The 16,520-nt window shown below is 62.8% G+C and carries 16 protein-coding genes; 4 read left to right on the top strand and 12 right to left on the bottom strand.

Annotation, left to right across the window (positions count from 1 at the left end):
* Window positions 1-80 precede the first annotated feature (80 nt).
* On the top strand, window positions 81-521 hold the full coding sequence (locus U9R80_RS00720) for a CBS domain-containing protein (RefSeq protein WP_301843078.1): 441 nt from the start codon (window positions 81-83) through the stop codon (window positions 519-521).
* Between the two features lie 16 nt (window positions 522-537).
* Here U9R80_RS00720 and U9R80_RS00715 read toward each other — a convergent pair whose 3' ends face one another.
* The 3 genes from U9R80_RS00715 to U9R80_RS00705 form a co-directional block, all read right to left on the bottom strand.
* Window positions 538-1,176: a hypothetical protein gene (locus U9R80_RS00715; protein ID WP_028943811.1), complete on the bottom strand. Its 639-nt coding sequence runs from the start codon at window positions 1,174-1,176 to the stop codon at window positions 538-540.
* A gap of 65 nt (window positions 1,177-1,241) precedes the next feature.
* Window positions 1,242-1,481 (bottom strand): DUF2789 domain-containing protein, encoded by a 240-nt coding sequence (locus U9R80_RS00710; RefSeq protein ID WP_301843081.1) that lies wholly within the window; start codon window positions 1,479-1,481, stop codon window positions 1,242-1,244.
* Between the two features lie 60 nt (window positions 1,482-1,541).
* Complete coding sequence (locus U9R80_RS00705; RefSeq protein WP_028943809.1) at window positions 1,542-2,000, bottom strand: aminoacyl-tRNA deacylase; 459 nt, start codon at window positions 1,998-2,000, stop codon at window positions 1,542-1,544.
* Between the two features lie 101 nt (window positions 2,001-2,101).
* Between U9R80_RS00705 and U9R80_RS00700 the strand changes: the two genes are divergently transcribed.
* Window positions 2,102-3,487: an NfeD family protein gene (locus tag U9R80_RS00700; RefSeq protein WP_301843083.1), complete on the top strand. Its 1,386-nt coding sequence runs from the start codon at window positions 2,102-2,104 to the stop codon at window positions 3,485-3,487.
* A 2-nt stretch (window positions 3,488-3,489) separates the two neighbouring features.
* Window positions 3,490-4,236, top strand: a complete 747-nt coding sequence (locus tag U9R80_RS00695; protein WP_301843085.1) for a slipin family protein — start codon at window positions 3,490-3,492, stop codon at window positions 4,234-4,236.
* Window positions 4,237-4,299: 63 nt separating this feature from the next.
* Here the strand turns inward: U9R80_RS00695 and U9R80_RS00690 are convergent, their stop codons facing one another.
* The 6 genes from U9R80_RS00690 to U9R80_RS00665 form a co-directional block, all read right to left on the bottom strand.
* Entirely contained in the window at window positions 4,300-5,700 is a 1,401-nt protein-coding gene (locus U9R80_RS00690) for an efflux transporter outer membrane subunit (RefSeq protein ID WP_301843087.1), read from the bottom strand.
* Window positions 5,697-6,572: an efflux RND transporter periplasmic adaptor subunit gene (locus U9R80_RS00685; RefSeq protein WP_301843089.1), complete on the bottom strand. Its 876-nt coding sequence runs from the start codon at window positions 6,570-6,572 to the stop codon at window positions 5,697-5,699. Before U9R80_RS00685 ends, U9R80_RS00690 begins: the two co-directional genes overlap by 4 nt.
* On the bottom strand, window positions 6,569-6,781 hold the full coding sequence (locus U9R80_RS00680) for a DUF1656 domain-containing protein (RefSeq protein WP_028943804.1): 213 nt from the start codon (window positions 6,779-6,781) through the stop codon (window positions 6,569-6,571). The genes U9R80_RS00685 and U9R80_RS00680 overlap by 4 nt, the downstream gene beginning before the upstream one ends.
* Window positions 6,778-8,868: an FUSC family protein gene (locus U9R80_RS00675; RefSeq protein WP_301843091.1), complete on the bottom strand. Its 2,091-nt coding sequence runs from the start codon at window positions 8,866-8,868 to the stop codon at window positions 6,778-6,780. The genes U9R80_RS00680 and U9R80_RS00675 overlap by 4 nt, the downstream gene beginning before the upstream one ends.
* Entirely contained in the window at window positions 8,865-9,317 is a 453-nt protein-coding gene (locus U9R80_RS00670; protein WP_301843092.1) for a MarR family winged helix-turn-helix transcriptional regulator, read from the bottom strand. The genes U9R80_RS00675 and U9R80_RS00670 overlap by 4 nt, the downstream gene beginning before the upstream one ends.
* Before the next feature lie 94 nt (window positions 9,318-9,411).
* Complete coding sequence (locus U9R80_RS00665; protein ID WP_301843093.1) at window positions 9,412-10,230, bottom strand: tetratricopeptide repeat protein; 819 nt, start codon at window positions 10,228-10,230, stop codon at window positions 9,412-9,414.
* 206 nt (window positions 10,231-10,436) lie between these two features.
* On the opposite strand from U9R80_RS00665, the gene U9R80_RS00660 reads away from it, so the two are divergent.
* Window positions 10,437-11,441, top strand: coding sequence for a helix-turn-helix transcriptional regulator (locus U9R80_RS00660; protein ID WP_301843094.1), 1,005 nt, complete (start codon window positions 10,437-10,439; stop codon window positions 11,439-11,441).
* A gap of 59 nt (window positions 11,442-11,500) precedes the next feature.
* Here the strand turns inward: U9R80_RS00660 and U9R80_RS00655 are convergent, their stop codons facing one another.
* The 3 genes from U9R80_RS00655 to U9R80_RS00645 are packed head-to-tail and all read right to left on the bottom strand — an operon-like array spanning window position 11,501 to window position 16,400.
* Window positions 11,501-12,862 carry an HlyD family type I secretion periplasmic adaptor subunit gene (locus U9R80_RS00655; RefSeq protein ID WP_442964954.1) on the bottom strand — a complete coding sequence of 454 codons (1,362 nt, stop codon included), beginning with the start codon at window positions 12,860-12,862 and terminating at the stop codon, window positions 11,501-11,503.
* Between the two features lies 1 nt (window position 12,863).
* Entirely contained in the window at window positions 12,864-15,020 is a 2,157-nt protein-coding gene (locus U9R80_RS00650) for a type I secretion system permease/ATPase (RefSeq protein WP_301843097.1), read from the bottom strand.
* 42 nt (window positions 15,021-15,062) lie between these two features.
* On the bottom strand, window positions 15,063-16,400 hold the full coding sequence (locus U9R80_RS00645; protein WP_301843098.1) for a TolC family outer membrane protein: 1,338 nt from the start codon (window positions 16,398-16,400) through the stop codon (window positions 15,063-15,065).
* Window positions 16,401-16,520: the final 120 nt, after the last annotated feature.

Genomic DNA, 16,520 nt, shown 5'->3' with positions numbered 1-16,520 from the left:
TTCTCCCTTGCCCTGTAGCCATCTGTACACGATTCTGTAGGTATCTGCCGTCAACAACTCCCAGCATTGCAGAGGCCTCTATGAAAACCGTGGCACAGCTTCTAAAAACCAAAGCCCAGCAGCACCATCAGGTTCACACCATCGGTCCGGACCATATGGTGCTCGATGCGCTCAAGTTGATGGCTGAAAAGAACGTCGGCGCGTTGCCGGTGGTCGAGGGCGGGCAAGTGGTGGGGATCGTCAGTGAGCGCGACTATGCGCGCAAGATGGTGCTCAAGGGCCGCTCTTCGGTCGGTACACCGGTCAGCGCGATCATGAGCGCGCCGGTGATCACGGTGGACCCGCACCAGAACATCGAGTACTGCATGAACATGATGACCAACAGCCACCTGCGTCACCTGCCGGTGGTGGAGAACGGTGAGCTGCTGGGCCTGCTGTCGATCGGTGACCTGGTAAAAGAGGCCATCGCCGAGCAGGCCAACATGATCCTGCAACTGGAACAGTACATTCGCGGCGATTGATTCGCCGCGACGTCCCTCAGCGGTATTCGCCCTCCAGCTCGTCGAGCTGGTGGTCGAAGCTGCGCAGGCGTGCCGACCAGGTGTACACCAGCACTTCCAGATCGCGGTTGAGTACCGCACCCCCGCGGCCACTGCTTTGCTGTGAGTCGCACAAGTCCAGTTGATACCGCTCGCGGGCCATCGCCGTGGCAACGGTGGACAGCTCTCGGGCGTTGTCCAGCCAGTGACGGCGCAGGTCGTGGGTTTCCTTGTCCAGCTCGCGGCACTGGCGTTTTAGGGCCTCGAGGCTTTGCTCCAGTGGCGTGCCCTCAAGCTCGCCCATGACTTCCTGGAAGGTCCGCCCCGGTTGCCAGTAGCTGCCCCAGAAGTAGCGGTCGAATACTGTCTCGACCCGGCGCAAGGCCACCTTGGTGTTCCAGATGGCGACCAGCGTGCGCCCCTGGGCGAGTTGGCGTTTGCTGACTCGCAACTGCTGCCAGGCAATCCAGGCCAGCGCAGTCAAGGCCAGTGCCCCGATCACGCCCCCGGCGGCGTAGAGAAACACCATCGCCTGATGCAGTTGGTAAGTCTGTTTGACACCATAGAAATAACCGACGGTCAGCAGACCCAAGGCTGTCACGGCACACCAGAAACCGACGGCATAGGGATCTTTCATTGGCGCTATCCCCCTGTTGTTTTTTTCTGAGCATAGCAACGCCGAACGCCGGTATCAGGTGCCACTCAGCGTTTATTTCGCAGGGCCTCGTTGAGCTGGTCGAACATCACCGCCCAGTCGGCATCCTCGTTAACGCTTTCCTGCAGAAAGGCCTTCTGGGCCGGTGTCCAGAACGGCGCATCCACCAGTTTTATGTCGCCCTTGAGCGGCGAATGGCTGGTGATGAACTGGTCGATACCGACCGGATCGTCGGGCAGGCCCAGCTGTTTGAACAATTCAGAGAACTTATGGTTGGGTGCTTCCATGGGACACTCCTTTGGGCCAGGCCGGGCATCCACGACGCCAGCCTGGCAGTGGGTTGATCATCAGCAAACCTCACGCACTTCGGCGCTCGGCACCAGTTTCAAGTACTGCGCCATGTTCATGTGGATCAGGTGGTCGTGATCGCCAGCCTCGACGTAGATGTCGCCCTGACGAGTGAGGGTCGGGTCGACCAGCATCTTGATCGAATAGGCATCACCCATCGCCGGGATGGCGCCGCGTTCGCAATCGCCAAACAAGTGAGGCAGGTTGCTTTCCGAGGTCATGTGCCACTGGCCGGTGGCCTGGACCTTGCTCATGTCCAGGTGACGGTTGGCGGGCAGCACAGCCATCAGGTAATTGCCGTGGCGGTCGTCGAGCATGACCGACTTGGCCACCCGCTCGGCGGGTACGCCAGCCATGCGCGCCGACTCAAGGCTGGTGGATGAGTGCGCGTGAGGAACGATGTCGTAGTCGCAGCCAGCCTTGTCCAGGCATTGCTGCAGCGTTTTTGCCATACGCATGATGCACCTCCGGTTGTAGCCCCCCACTTCTGAAGTTTAGGCCGTGCTGCTCAGGGCAGCGGACTAAACTTATTGGACACGCACAAACCGGGTGAATTCAGGTGATCGCACGTTGGTGTCGGTACCTGCTGCTGCTCTTGTGGCTCGGCGGGCTTGCGGGCAGCCAGGCTACGCCCGGCCAGCCGGTGCTGGTACTGAGTATCAACGGTGCCATTGGCCCGGCCAGTGCCGACTACCTGATCCGTGGCCTGGACCATGCCAAGAGCACGCAGGCGCAGTTGGTGGTGATCCGCCTCGACACCCCAGGCGGGCTCGACAGCTCGATGCGCGAGATCATCAAGGCGATCCTCGCCAGCCCCGTTCCGGTTGCCAGCTTTGTCGCCCCCGGCGGCGCCCGGGCCGCCAGCGCCGGCACCTACATCCTCTACGCCAGCCACGTGGCGGCCATGGCCCCGGGTACCAACCTGGGCGCCGCCACACCCGTGCAAATCGGTGGCCTGCCCGGCTCTCCCAAGGACCCGGCTGCCCCGCCGCCGGCACCGACCGGGGACAAGCAGGCCCCGCCAAGCGAACAGGACACCCTGACCCGCAAACAGGTCAACGACGCGGCCGCCTACATCCGTGGGCTTGCCCAGCTGCGCGGGCGCAACGCCGAATGGGCCGAGCAGGCGGTACGGGAAGCCGTGAGCCTGCCCGCCACTGAAGCCCTACGCCTGAAAGTGATCGACCGGGTCGCCAACGACCTGCCCGACTTGCTCCACCAGCTCGACGGCAAGACCCTCGAGGCCGCCGGGCAATCCCAGCAACTGAGCACCGCTACCGCACCGCTGATCGAGCGCGAGCCGGACTGGCGCACGCGTTTGCTGGCGGTGATCACCAACCCCAGTGTGGCGCTGATCCTGATCATGATCGGCGTGTACGGGTTGATGTTCGAGTTCATGAGCCCGGGCTCTGGCGTTGGCGGGGTGATCGGCGGCATCTGCCTGTTGCTGGCCTTGTATGCCTTGCAATTGTTGCCGGTGAGCTATGCCGGGGCCGGGCTGATTCTGCTAGGCGTGGCGTTCATGATCGCCGAGGCGTTCATGCCCAGCTTCGGGGTGGTCGGCTTTGGCGGCATCGTCGCCTTCGTGGTGGGTGCCGTGATCCTGATGGACACCGATGTTCCCGGTTTCGGCATCCCCTTGCCGTTGATCCTGTTCCTGGCCCTGTTCTCGGCGCTGCTGCTTGGCGGCGTGCTGGGCATGGCCATGCGAGCGCGCAAGCGTGCGCTGGTCAGCGGCGATGCCGGGCTGGTGGGGAGCCTTGCCACCGTGATGGCAGTGAACGACAGCGACCCGTTCATCGGGTCTGTTCAGGCGCAGGGTGAGCAGTGGCAGGCCCAGTGCCAGACGCCACTGCACGTGGGGCAACGCGTCCGGGTGATCTCACGCAAGGGCGTACTTCTGGACGTCAGTGCTGCGGCAGATGCCGTGGTGCAAGGAGATTGAGCATGTTCTTTGAACTGGGTTTCGGCGCACTGCTGGCGTTGACCGCGGTGCTGTTGCTGTCGGCATTTCGCATCCTGCGCGAGTACGAGCGTGGCGTGGTGTTCCAGCTCGGGCGCTTCTGGCGGGTCAAGGGGCCGGGGCTGGTGTTGCTGATTCCGGGGATCCAGCAGATGGTCCGGGTGGACCTGCGCACCGTGGTGCTCGACGTGCCGCCGCAGGACGTGATCACCCGCGACAACGTCTCGGTGAAGGTCAATGCCGTGTTGTACTTTCGCGTGCTGGACCCGCAGAAGGCGATCATTCAGGTCGAGGATTTTCTCATGGCCACCAGCCAGCTTGCCCAGACCACCTTGCGTGCCGTGCTGGGCAAGCATGAGCTCGATGAATTGCTGGCCGAGCGCGAACGCCTGAACCTCGACATCCGCCAAGTGCTCGATGCCCAGACCGATGCCTGGGGCATCAAGGTGGCCAACGTCGAGATCAAGCATGTGGACCTCAACGAGTCGATGATCCGCGCCATCGCCCGCCAGGCCGAGGCCGAACGTGAACGGCGGGCCAAGGTGATTCATGCCGAAGGTGAATTGCAGGCATCGGAGAAGCTGATGCAGGCCGCCGAGATGCTTGGGCGCCAGCCGGGGGCGATGCAACTGCGCTATATGCAGACCCTGGGCAGCATCGCCGGGGACAAGTCATCGACCATTGTGTTTCCGTTGCCGATCGAGATGCTCAAGGGGTTTGTGGACAAGTGACCTGATCGCGGGGCAAGCCCGATCCTACCGGGCTGTAGGAGCGGGCTTGCCCCGCAAGGCAATCTACCAACCGCCGCCCAGGGCCAGGAACAAGCCGATCTGCCCCATCGCCACCTGGGTATTGGCCATGGCCAGTTGCGCACGCATGTCGGTGTAGGTGCGCGTCGCCTGCAGATCCGCCAGGAATGATTCGCGCCCGGCCTTGTAGAAACGGTGGGTCTGGTCGGCCGCCAGCTGCGCCGAACGTTCGGCGTCGGCCAGCGCGTCACGGCGTTCCAACAAGGCACTGTACTTGGCCAGGCTGGTCTGGGTTTCACGGATGGCGTTGAGCACCACCCCGTCAAAATGCGCCAGCGCCGCCTGGGTCGAAGCTTCGGCCTGGCGGATGCGTGCCCGCGAGCCGTTGGTCGGTACGGTCCAGGTCAGCAGCGGGCCAAAGCCCCAGCGGTTGGTTGCAGGTTCGCCAAGGTTCTCGAGGATACCAATGGTGCCCACCTGGGCGCCGATGCTGATATCCGGGTACAGCTGACCGGTGGCCACACCGATGGTCGCCGTGGCAGCGGCAAGGCTGCGTTCGGCCTGGCGGATATCCGGGCGGCGTTTGAGCAGTGCGGCGCCGTCGCCCACCGGCAACACCTGCGCAATATGCGGCAGCTCCGCGCAGTCGGCGGTACCCGCCGGCAGTTGGTCCACCGGCTTGGCCAGCAGCATCGACAGCGTATACAGGCCGGCTTCGCGCGCAGCCTGGTATCGGGGCAGCTCGGCGCGCAACGACTTGAACTGGGTTTGCGAACGGGTCACCTGGGTTTCGTCACCGCGCCCGGCGTCGCGCAGGCGCTGGGTCAGGTCCACGCTTTGCTCCTGCAGGTCCAGGGATTCGCGGGCAATGTGATATTCCTCGTTGGCCGCGCACACCTGGGTGTAAGCGCGGACCACATCGGCCACCAGGGTTATCCGTGCGGTATCGGCCGCGGCCTGGGTGGCATCGGCATTGGCCTGGGCGGCCTCGACACCCCGTTTGAGGGTGCCCCACAGATCGAACTGGTACGAGGCACTGATAATCGCCTCGCCGATGTTGGCCACCGGCACTTTCTCAGGCTGCAGAAAGGCTTCGCCGGACTCCTGCAAGCGCTGGGCGCCGAGCTTCACGCCACCGTTGAATCCGCCCTGGGATTCGGCCACTTCAACCTGTGCACGAGCACGGGCGATGTTGGCGGCCGCCACGCGCAATTCGGTGTTGGCGGCCAGGGCCTGGCTGACCAGGGTGTCCAGACGCGGGTCCTTGTACAAGCGCCACCAGTCCCTGGGCACCGGCGCCGACACCACGCTATTGGCATCCTGGCGCAGCGCGCCTTGCAGATCGGGGCGCTGGACCGCCGCCTGCTCAGGCACCTTGTAGTCCGGCCCCACCATCTGGCAGGCCGACAGCATCAGGCTCAGGCCCAGCAGCGACAGGCGTTTCATTGGTCGTTACCGTCGATGATCGACACCGTCGCGGTACGCCCGGCGATCATGCGAAAGTCGGCCGGCACTTCGTCGAAGGCGATCCGTACCGGAATCCGCTGGGCCAGGCGCACCCAGCTGAAGGCCGGGTTGACGTTGGGCAGCAGGTTGGCGCCACTACTGCGGTCGCGGTCTTCAATGCCGGCGGCAAAGCTCTGCACATGGCCACGCAAGCGCGCGCTGTCGCCCATCACGCGGATATCCACCGCCTGACCGATGTGGATGCCCGACAGCTTGGTTTCTTCAAAGTAACCATCCACGTGGTAGGAATTGCTGTCGACCACCGAGAGCACCGGCTTGCCCACGCTGACGAACTCGTGGGGCCGTGGCGCGCGGTCGTTCAGGTAGCCATCGACGGGGCTGCGCACCACCGAGCGGTCCAGGTTCAGCTGCGCCGCGTCCACCGCCACCTGCGCCTCGGCCAGCGCCGACTGCGCCCGGGCCTCGCGGGACTGGCTCTCTTCAAGCTGCTCCTGCGCCACCAGGTTACCCAGGCCACGGTTTCGGCGCGCTTCACGGCTGGCCTGGGCCAGGGTTTCCTTGCGCTCGGCCAGGGTGGCCTGGGCATGCCGCAGGGCCAGCTTGAAGCGGTCCTGGTCGATGGTGAACAGCACGTCGCCGCGCTTGACCACCTGGTTGTCGCGCACCTCGACCTGCTGGATCAGCCCGGACACGTCGGGGGCGATCTGGATCACGTCGGCACGGATGTGCCCGTCGCGGGTCCAGGGGGCGAACATGTAGTACATGACCATCTGCCAGACCAGTACGGTCGCCAGGGTCACTACCAGCAGGGTCAGGACCACGCGGCCCAGGGTCAACAAGGGTTTTTTCATGGCAGCATCAGGTTTCGGCAAAAGTGGTCGACCGTGCCGAGCAGCACGGCGTAAAGCGCAACGTTGAACAACGCCCGGTGCCAGACCAGGCGGTAGAAATGCACACGGGTGAGTACGGCATGTACGCCGAGAAACAGCAGGTAGGTCAGTACCATCATCACCAGCAGCGTAGGCAGGAAGACCCCGCTGATATCCAGTTCACCGATCACAGGGGCGCTCCATCGATGCCATAGGGCAGTTGCGGCTGATCGTCGGAGGGCTCCAGCACCACTTCGACGCCCGGCAACAGCGCCAGGCGCAGGCCGCTCAAGGCGTGCAGCAGGTGAACACGGGCTTCGGCGCTGTCGGCCAGGTCGTTGAGGTTAAGGGCACGGCGGGCGCGTTCCATGCTCTGCAGCAGCGCAGGGGGGACATGCAGGCGACGACGGGCGTCCAGGCAGGCCTGGAAGTGTTCGCCCACCTCCTCCACTACCGTTTGCAGCAACTGCCGTGGCTGCGCGCCTACCCGCGGCATGTACGCCAGCAAGTCGAGCAGGTTCAGGCCGGCGCGCAGGTCGCGCAGGGCGGTACCGGTGTCCTGGCCGGTCTGGATCAGGCGCGGCAAGTGCTGCATCAGGCGGTCGAGCATCTGTACGCCCAACCGTCGATGCTCGGCCAAGGTGGCCGGCTGGGTCATGCCGACGATGTCGCGCCAGCTGAAGCGCGTCATGCGCTTGGCCGCCAGCTCCACACCGAACGGGCGCATGACCAGGGTCCAGATAAAGGCAAACAGCAACCCCACCGGCCCGGCCAGGTTGGAGTTGATGAACGTCAGGAAGTTGGCGTCGTAGGCACCCTGGATGCTGATGAACGAGGCGGTGTTGACGATGGTCAGCAAGGTGCCGAGGTAGAACTGCGGCTGGACCGTCAGGGTCCCCACGCAGATGAACGGCACGGCGAACGCCAGCACCAGCATCGGGAAGTCGTGCAGGTTGGGCAGCACCAGGAACAGGTAGAGGCTGGCGAACACCACCGACGCGGCCGTCCAGAAGAAGAACCGGTAGATCTGTGGCGCCGGGTCGTCCATGGCGGCGAAGAAACTGCAGGCCACGGCGGCGAGAATCACCGCACTGCCGCCATTGTCCCACCCCGAGAGAATCCACAAGGTGGTGGCCGCAATGATCGCGGTGACGGTGGAAAACACCGAGTACAGCATCAGCCCACGGTCGAAGAATGGCGTCAGCCGGCCCAGGCGCCAGTGCCGGTACACCGCACGCCAGGGCGAGAGGTCTTCATTGCGGATGGCATGCTGCAAGCTGCAGCAGTCCTGCCAGAGGTCGACCCACTCGGCCAGGCGGTACAGCGCGTTGGACAACAACAGCAAGCCGCGCTCGTCGAGCGCTGCGGCGCTGGGTTGCAGTTGCTCCAGCTGCGCCCGCAAGGTCGACCAGCGGCTTGGTGCGGCATCGCTGGCCGTGCGCTGGAGCCACTCCCGGGCCTGTTCCAGCACGGGCTTGAACTGTTCGGCCTGTGCCGGTGCGCGGGCTTCCAGGGCCAGCAAGGCATCGTCCAGGGCATCGACCACCGGTAACAGGTGAATCATCCGGCCGCGCAGCTCACGGGCGTTTTTTACCGTCTGCGGGCGGGCACCTTCGTGGGACAGTTGGCCGATCATCAGCTCCAGCGAGTTGAAGGTGGTGACCATCGAGGCGCGCAGGCTGCCGACGGATTCGGGCGAGGCCGTGCGGGCAAGAAAGGTATCGCTGTAGCGGATCGCTTCGTTGAACCAGTTACCCGTGGCGCCCACGACCACCGGGGTCAACCGACGCGGCCAGAAAATGGCGCCCACCACTGCCGCAACAACAATGCCCAGGCAGATTTCCTGGGCACGGGACGAGGCGATGTCGAACACCCTGAGCGGGTCATCGACTACCGGCAGGGCAATCATCGGCAGGGTGTAGCCGGCCAGCATCAGGGCGTAGCTGTTGGCCGTACGCAAGTGCAGTGAAAGAAACAGTAACGTGCCGGTCCACAGCGCGATGGCCACGGTCAACAGGACCGGCGTCTGCACCAGCAACGGCACCAGGAATACTGCCCCCGCGGCTCCCAGCAAGGTGCCCATGGCACGGTACAGCGCCTTGGAACTGGTGGGGCCGACAAAGGGGCTGGAGACGATGTACACCGTGGCCATGGCCCAGTAAGGACGAGGCAGTTGCATGAGCAAGGCGATGTACAGGGCGATCATGGAGGCGGCGAACGTGCGTACGCCGTAAAACCAGTCGCGAGCAGGCGGCAAGGTACTGAAAAAGCCGTTCATGAAGGCACGCCCGGGGTTCGCTGGGCGGCTACTTCAAAGGCTCGCAATACCCGCAAGGTGGCCAGCAGGTCCGCTTCGTCGATGCCTTGCAGCACCTCGCGGCGCAGGCGCACCAGTTCGCCTTCGATGGCCTCGGCCAACACCCGGCCGCTTGGGGTCAGGCTCAAGGCCTTGGCGCGGCGATCCACCGGATCACCACGTCGGCAGACGAATCCGGCATTGCACAGCTGATCGAGCAAGCGCACCAGTGACGGGCTTTCAAGCCCGGCGGCCTGGGCCACCGCCACCTGGTGCACGCCATCGCCCAGGCGAACGATCATCAGCAACGGTATGGCGCAGGCTTCGGAAATACCGTAGCCGGCCAGGGTCGTCTGGCAGATCCGCCGCCAGTGCCGACCGGCCACCACCATACCGCTGCTGATGTGCTGCTGCAGTGCATCGAGAGTCATGAAAGGAAGGTCGTCGCTATATTCATAGTTTGCTAACTATCAATATACTTCGTCCCCCACCCCCGGCGTCAAGCGTGGCTGACCGGCGTTACGCTCACGGCTGCAATTGATCGTCGAGTTTCATGCTCAAGGCCAGTGGACTGCCGAGGTTGATGGCCTGGTCGCGCCAGAACAGGTAGCGCAAGGCGTTGCTTGAAGTGCTGAAATGCACTGCCAACTCTTCGGCCGCCTGCATCACGCCGGCCACTGCCGCCAACTCCAGCCAATAGACCCCGGCCTTGTGGTCGACCGCCACTGTCTGGCCATGCAGCAGCCGGTACCCCACTTCAAAGCGGCAACGCGCATCGCCCCGCTGCGCACCGCGCAGGAACCAGCGGTAGGCCTGGTGCAAGTCGACAGTCCAGCGTTGCTCGTCGCTGTCGCAGATCTCTTCCTCATAGAGGTCGCCCAGTGACGCGGCGGCCTGCTCGAGGCCACGCTCGAAGGCTTGCTGGTAATACTCCGCCGCGGTGGCATAGGCCACGAGCACGCCCTTGCCGAAGTAGAACTGCTGGCCCAGGTTGAACCAGGCCGGCGCACTGCCCTGCAACGCGGCCATGCGCAGCAGATGCCCGGCCAGGGTGTGATCGGCGCGCCAATACTTGCCATTGAGCCAGATCCACCCCAAGTCGTTGAGCGCCGCCACATTACCCTCGAGCGCCTGGCGGCGCAGGTCGGTGTACAAGGCCTGCAGGTCGCTGGCCTCTTCCAGCCGGTTGATCAGGCTGTAGCTCTCGCCCAGCACCGCCCGCTGGCTGGGCATGCCAACCCCGGCATACAACCGCTGCAAATGGCCGGGGCGTCCCGGCGCAGGGATGACGCGCTCGGGCAGCAAGCGCTCGAGCAGTGGGTAAATGTTGCTGGCAGCTGACATGTTCATCCTCATTGAACAACCCACGGATCCGACAGCGGGTGTAATGAGGCGTGATTCTGCGCAGGGTCACGACAAAACCTGTCGCGAACGATTCGGTCGGGGCAAATCAACTGCTCATCCTTGATCTGGATAGTCAAATGGCCAATTGCCATATCACTGCGTTGAGGCCATGCTACAACCGCAAGACTAGACAAGGACGCCACCTTTTGCCCTCTGCCACCACCCGAGCCACCCTCAGCCGTCAATGGGAGTTGCTGCGCCAGTTGCCCAGCCGCTCACCAGGATTGACCAGCGCCGAGTTGGTTGCCCGCCTGCAGGACGCAGGCTTTTCCATCAGCAAGCGCAGCATCGAACGTGACCTGAACGAGTTGTCGCTGATCTTCCCGCTTGAACGCAATGACAAGAGCATCCCCTATGGTTGGCACTGGGCCGCCAATGCCTGCGTCGAACTGCGCGGGATCAGCGTGAATGAAGCCCTGAGCCTGGCCCTGGTCGAAGAAGCGGTTCGACCGCTGCTGCCAGGCAGCATGCTCAAGGTGCTGGATGCGCGCTTCAGCCATGCCCGGCAAAAGCTTGAGCACCTGTCCGGGGCAAACAAGGTTGCGCGCTGGCTGGACAAGGTCGCCAGCGTGCGCGCCGACATGAACATGCAGGCTCCGGAAGTGCCCGACACCATACTGGAAACAGTGCAGCAGGCCCTGCTGGAGGAATACCAGCTGCACTGCCAGTACTACTCAGCGCACAACGACAAGCTGAGCGAGCTGACCCTCAACCCGCTGGCCTTGATCCAGCGCGGCCAGATCAGCTACCTGATCGCTACGGCCGAGCCTTACAGCGATATTCGCCAGTTCGCCGTGCATCGCTTTCGCAGGCTGCGCATTCTCGATCAAGCCACCCAGGGCCTGCATGACTTTGACCTGCAGGCTTACCTGCGCAGCGACGCCTTGCAGTTTGGCGATACCGACAAGATCGAACTGCAGGCCTGGATCAGCGATAACCTGGCGCGCCTGGTGCGCGAGACGCCGTTGTCGGCAGACATGCAGCTTACCCCGCTGGACCAGGGCCACCGCTTGCAGGCGACGGTAAGCAATAGCTGGCAATTGCGTTGGTGGCTGTTGAGCCAGGGGGATGGGCTGATCGTTGAACAACCCTTGGTGCTGCGCGAGCAGATTGCTCAGACCTTGATCAACGCGGCGGCTCAATACACCTGACGACGCATTGCGGGGCAAGCCCGCTCCTACCGTAGGAGCGGGCTTGCCCCGCGAGGCTGTCAACGTTCGCGCAGTGCTTCGGCCCGTGCGCGGATGATCGGCTTGAGCAGGTAGCTCAGCACACTCTTCTTGCCGGTGATGATATCCACCGACGCCACCATGCCAGGAATGATCAGCAGCGGGTTCTCGTCAGTGCCCAGGTGGCTGCGCTCGGTGCGCAGCTTGATCACGTAGAAGGTGTTGTTGTCTTCGTCGGTGATGGTATCGGCGCCGATCTGCTCCAGCTTGGCCTTGAGGCCACCGTAGATGGTGAAGTCATACGCGGTGAACTTGACCATGGCCTCCTGGCCCGGGTGCAGGAAGGCGATGTCTTGCGGACGAATGCGCGCTTCCACCAGCAAGGTGTCATCCAGCGGCACGATCTCGACCAGGTCGCTGCCCGGCTGGATCACGCCACCGATGGTATTGACCAGCAGCTGCTTGACGATACCGCGCACCGGCGAGGTCACCAGGGTCCGGCTGACACGGTCATCCAGGGCCTTGCCGGTGGCCTGCGCCTTGCTCAGGTCGGTACGCGCTTCATTGAGCTGGGTGAGGGCTTCGCTGCGGAATTTGCCGCGCGTTTCATCAATCTTGCGCTCGACTTCCTTGATCGCCGACTCGGCACGCGGAATGGCCAGCGAGGTGGCGTCCAGCTGGCCGCGGTTCTCTACCTCGGCGCGCTTGAGGCGCAGCACTTCAACCTGGGAGATTGCGCCCTGGGCCACCAAAGGCTCGGACATGCTGATCTCCTGGCGCAGCAACTGCAGACTGTTGCGGTATTGCGACTGCTTGGAGCTGAACTCGCGCAACTCCTGCTGACGCTGCACTAGCTGTTCCTGCAGGCCACCAATCTCATCCTGCAGTTGCTGGCGGCGGCTCTGATACAGGGATTCTTCGTTGGCCGCCTGGCTGGGCGCAGCCTTGCGGATTTCTTCGTCGATCTTCAGTGGGCGGTCTTCGACTTCGGCACTCAGGCGCTCGACCCGCAGGGCCATGGCCAGGCGGTCAGCTTCGGTCTCGCCGACGTTGGAGACGAAGCGGGTGTCATCCAGGCGCAGCAGTGGGTCGCCAATTTCGACGATCTCACCCTCTTTGGCGTAGATCTGCGCAACGATGCCGCCTTCCAGGTTCTGGATTTTCTGCAGCTTGGACGACGGGATGGCCTTACCTTCACCGCGGGTGACTTCGTCGATAATGGCGAAGTTGGCCCAGAGCCCGAGGAACAGGAAGAAGGCGATCACGCCCCAAATGGTCAATCGCACAATACGCGGTGCGTCTTCGATCAGCGCCTTGTTGACCTCAGGCAGCGGCTGGCCACTGAGGGACTCGGAGCCTTTGAAGTATTTGCGCAGGCTGTCCTTGAACTGGCCCATATCCATCTTAAGCAACACTGATCTGCCCCTTCTTCAGCGCATCCATGACGGCGGCTTTCGGGCCATCCGCAACAATCTGTCCACGGTCCACGACGATCAGGCGATCAACCAGTGACAACAACGATGCCCGGTGGGTAACCAGGACCACGGTCTTGTTCTCGATGACAGCTTGCAGGCGTTGCTTGAGACGCTCTTCGCCGGTGTTGTCCATGGCGCTGGTAGGTTCGTCGAGCAGCAGGATTTGCGGGTTGAGCAACAGTGCCCGGCCCAGAGCGACGTTCTGGCGCTGACCACCGGAGAGGTTCTGGCCTCGCTCGCCAACCTGCAACTCGTAGCCTTGCGGATGCAGGCGGGCGAATTCGTGAACACCCGACAGCTCGGCAGCTTGCAGCACCATTTCGTCTTCGACATAGCGGGCACCGCTGACCAGGTTGTCGCGCAGGGTACCTGCCAGCAGTTGGATGTCTTGTGGGACGTAGCCGATGTTGTGGCGCAGTTCGCTGACGTCGATTTGGCGAATGTCCACGCCATCGACCAGCAACGAGCCCCGGTCGGCTTCATACAGGCCGACCACCAGCTTGGCCAGCGAGCTCTTGCCCGAGCCGCTACGACCGATGATGCCGATTTTCTCGCCCGGACGAATGGACAGGTTGATGCCCTTGAGGGCCAGGTTCTGTTGGTTCGGGTAGGTGAAGTCGACACCCCGGAACTCGATGGCGCCTTGAAGCACCCGACGGCTCAGTGGACGCTCTTCAAAGTTGCGCTCTTGCGGCAGCTCCATCATCTGGTCGGTGGAGACCATGGTGACCTTGGCTTGCTGGTAACGGGTCAGCAGACCGGACAGCTGGCCCAATGGGCCCAGTGCACGACCACTGAGCATGTAGCAGGCGATCAGGCCGCCCATGCTGAGGTTACCGGCCATGATCTGGTAGACACCGGCGCAGATCAGCGCCACACCCGCCAGTTGCTGGATCAGCAAGGTGATGTTCATCGCCAGGCCCGACAACACCTTGACCCGCAGCTCCAGGCGGCTGAGGGTGCCGATGGTCTGCTCCCACATGTACTGGCGTTCGCTCTCGGCGTTGTTGACCTTGACCGCATCGAGGCCAGCCAGGGTCTCGATCAGGCTCGACTGGCGCTCGGAGGCCAGGGCCATGGTCCGCTCAAGGGTCGCGACCAGGGGCTTCTGCAAGGCGTAGCCGATGCCAAGGGCCAGGGGGAAGGCAATGATCGGAATCCACACCAGGTGCCCGCCGATGATGGCGATTACCAGCAGGATCAGCAGGGTGAAAGGCAGGTCGATCAGGCTGGTCAGGGTCAGCGAAGCGAGAAAGTCGCGCAGCCCCTGGAACTCGTGGATGTTCTGGGCAAAGCTGCCAACCCGTGCCGGGCGGTACTTCATCGCCATGCCGACGATACGCTCGAACAGCGTGGCGGAAATGATCAGGTCGGTCTTTTTGCCGGCAAGGTCCAGGCACAGACTGCGCAAACCCTTGAGGACCAGATCGAACAGGTAGGCACCGCTGATACCGATGGCCAGCACCCAGAGCGTCGAAGTGGCCTGGTTGGGTACCACGCGGTCGTAGACGTTCATCACGAACAGCGGCGCGGCCAGGGCAATCAGGTTGATCACCAGGCTGGCGGCGATGGCGTCGATGTACAACCAACGGCTGCGCTTGAGAGTGTCACGGAACCAGGAGCGCGCGCGCGGGATCAAGGTGCCGTGATTGACGTCGAACTTGTGCTGCGGCTGGGCGAAGAATACCCGCCCACTGTAGTCGCTCTGCAGGGCTTCACGACTGACATGCACCTCGCCGCCGTCGCTCTCGCTGAGCAGCAGCCGCGCGGTATCTTCATTCTCCCAACCCAGCAAAACCGTGCTGCGACCATCCTTGAGCAGCAGCATGGCCGGCATGGCGATGCTCGGAATCTGCTCAAGCTTGCGCTGCAGCAAGCGCCCCTGCAGACCGGCTCGGGCCGCTGCACGAGGCAGCAGCTCCGGGCTCAGGCGCTGGGCCGGCAACGGCAGGCCGGTGGTCAGCATCGCCCGGCTGGCGGGCTTCTGGTGCAGCACACAGAGCGACAGCAGGCTGTCCAGCAACGGATCGTCGTGCTGGCTGCGTGGATCATGGGTGAGTTGGACTCGACTGACTTCTGATTCCACGCGGCTTCTCTTGGTGATTGCGGTTGGAGATTAACGCGAGCCTCAGTTCATCCCTGGCAGGCTCACTTTAGGTTTCATATCGTTCTGCACAACAGTGGCCATAGGCGCGACAACACCCTGGCTTTTGAGCAGCTGACCAATGGTCGCCTTGATTCGATATTGAGTAAACACTTGAATGAACTTCACGTCCGTCAGGCGGCGCTGTGCAGTGAAGAGTTCGTTCTCGCTATCGAGCAAGTCGAGCAAAGTACGTTCGCCCAGGCTGAATTGCTTCTGGTAGGCAGAGCGCACACTGCTGCTGCGATCGACATATTGCTGGGCAATAGGCAATTGCGCGTTGGCGTTGTCCATAGCATTCCATGCCAAGCCTAATTCCTCATTGAGCTGGCGCAAGGCATTGTTGCGAATGTCCAGCGCCTGGTTGGTCAAGTACGACTTGGATTCCAAGTCGGCCTTGTTGCTACCACCCGCGTACAAGTTAAAGCTCATGCGAAGCATAGCTTGCCATTCGTTGTTGTGGCCGTTCATTCCATCAAGATCGTTATCGGCCGTGCGACCCAGTTCTGCATCGAAACGCGGATAGAACGAGGATTTCGCCGCTTCGTACTGTTGTTCAGCCGCCGCAATGTCGGACTCGGCCGAGCGCAGGACCGGGCTGCTCTCGATCATTTGCTGACGGGCTTCATCAAGGTTGGCCGGCAGCAAATCAATGAACGGTGCCGGAGCGCTCAGCTCATCGGGCATCTGCCCGACCACGCTCAGGTAGTTGGTCTTGGCGTCTGCCAGGTTGGTCTGTTCGGTGATCAGGTTGTTCTGGGCCTGGGCCAGGCGCGCTTCGGCCTGGTCCAGGTCAGCCAGGCGACCTACGCCGCGAGCGGTACGCAGTTTGATCTGATCGAAAATACGTTCGTGGCTGCGCAGGTTGTCTTCGGCCAGACGCACCATTTCACGCCGGCTCAGGACATCCAGATACACCTGGGCTACGGTCAATGCGGTGCGCTCCGAGGAGCCCAGCAAGGAATAGGCACGGGAATTGACGGTGGCTTGTTGACGCCCGACTTCACTGGAAGTGGCAAAACCGTCAAAAACCATTTGCCGCAGACGCACGCTGGACTCACCCCGATCCAGCGTCTCCCAGCGGTTGCCGGTACTCGGGCTGTCGGTGCCTTCACGACCGTAACCTGCCAGCACATCGACCCGCGGCAAATAGCCGCCCTTGGCAGCACGCAGTTGGTAGTCGGCAGCGATTCGGCTGTTGACCCCGGCCTGGATCTCAGGGTGAACCTCAAGGGCTTTCTGCATGGCCTCTGGCAGGGATTGTGCTTGAACAAAACTGGCAGCGAGGGCGAAGGGAAGAGCAGTGAACAGTGACGCGCGCATTTAACTAATTTCCCAGGGACATCTTGTCCCAAATCACAGCAAAAAACGTTGCTGCACTCGAAAATGGCAACCGATTTGACCTTATGTCGGAAACTTCCAGAGAGGTACTTGGACGTACGT

It is taken from the genome of Pseudomonas sp. JQ170C, from assembly GCF_035581345.1.
GTDB lineage: Bacteria > Pseudomonadota > Gammaproteobacteria > Pseudomonadales > Pseudomonadaceae > Aquipseudomonas.
This window is presented reverse-complemented; position numbering and strand designations above follow the sequence as displayed.

What these genes read in the sequence shown, in the direction of transcription:
- U9R80_RS00690 (WP_301843087.1), bottom strand. Translation starts at nt 5,700, where the DNA reads ATGAAACGCCTGTCGCTGCTGGGCCTGAGCCTGATGCTGTCGGCCTGC.
- U9R80_RS00710 (WP_301843081.1), bottom strand. Translation starts at nt 1,481, where the DNA reads ATGGAAGCACCCAACCATAAGTTCTCTGAATTGTTCAAACAGCTGGGC.
- U9R80_RS00675 (WP_301843091.1), bottom strand. Translation starts at nt 8,868, where the DNA reads ATGAACGGCTTTTTCAGTACCTTGCCGCCTGCTCGCGACTGGTTTTAC.
- U9R80_RS00655 (WP_442964954.1), bottom strand. Translation starts at nt 12,862, where the DNA reads ATGGATATGGGCCAGTTCAAGGACAGCCTGCGCAAATACTTCAAAGGC.
- U9R80_RS00715 (WP_028943811.1), bottom strand. Translation starts at nt 1,176, where the DNA reads ATGAAAGATCCCTATGCCGTCGGTTTCTGGTGTGCCGTGACAGCCTTG.
- U9R80_RS00670 (WP_301843092.1), bottom strand. Translation starts at nt 9,317, where the DNA reads ATGACTCTCGATGCACTGCAGCAGCACATCAGCAGCGGTATGGTGGTG.
- U9R80_RS00695 (WP_301843085.1), top strand. Translation starts at nt 3,490, where the DNA reads ATGTTCTTTGAACTGGGTTTCGGCGCACTGCTGGCGTTGACCGCGGTG.
- U9R80_RS00645 (WP_301843098.1), bottom strand. Translation starts at nt 16,400, where the DNA reads ATGCGCGCGTCACTGTTCACTGCTCTTCCCTTCGCCCTCGCTGCCAGT.
- U9R80_RS00685 (WP_301843089.1), bottom strand. Translation starts at nt 6,572, where the DNA reads ATGAAAAAACCCTTGTTGACCCTGGGCCGCGTGGTCCTGACCCTGCTG.
- U9R80_RS00705 (WP_028943809.1), bottom strand. Translation starts at nt 2,000, where the DNA reads ATGCGTATGGCAAAAACGCTGCAGCAATGCCTGGACAAGGCTGGCTGC.
- U9R80_RS00665 (WP_301843093.1), bottom strand. Translation starts at nt 10,230, where the DNA reads ATGTCAGCTGCCAGCAACATTTACCCACTGCTCGAGCGCTTGCTGCCC.
- U9R80_RS00720 (WP_301843078.1), top strand. Translation starts at nt 81, where the DNA reads ATGAAAACCGTGGCACAGCTTCTAAAAACCAAAGCCCAGCAGCACCAT.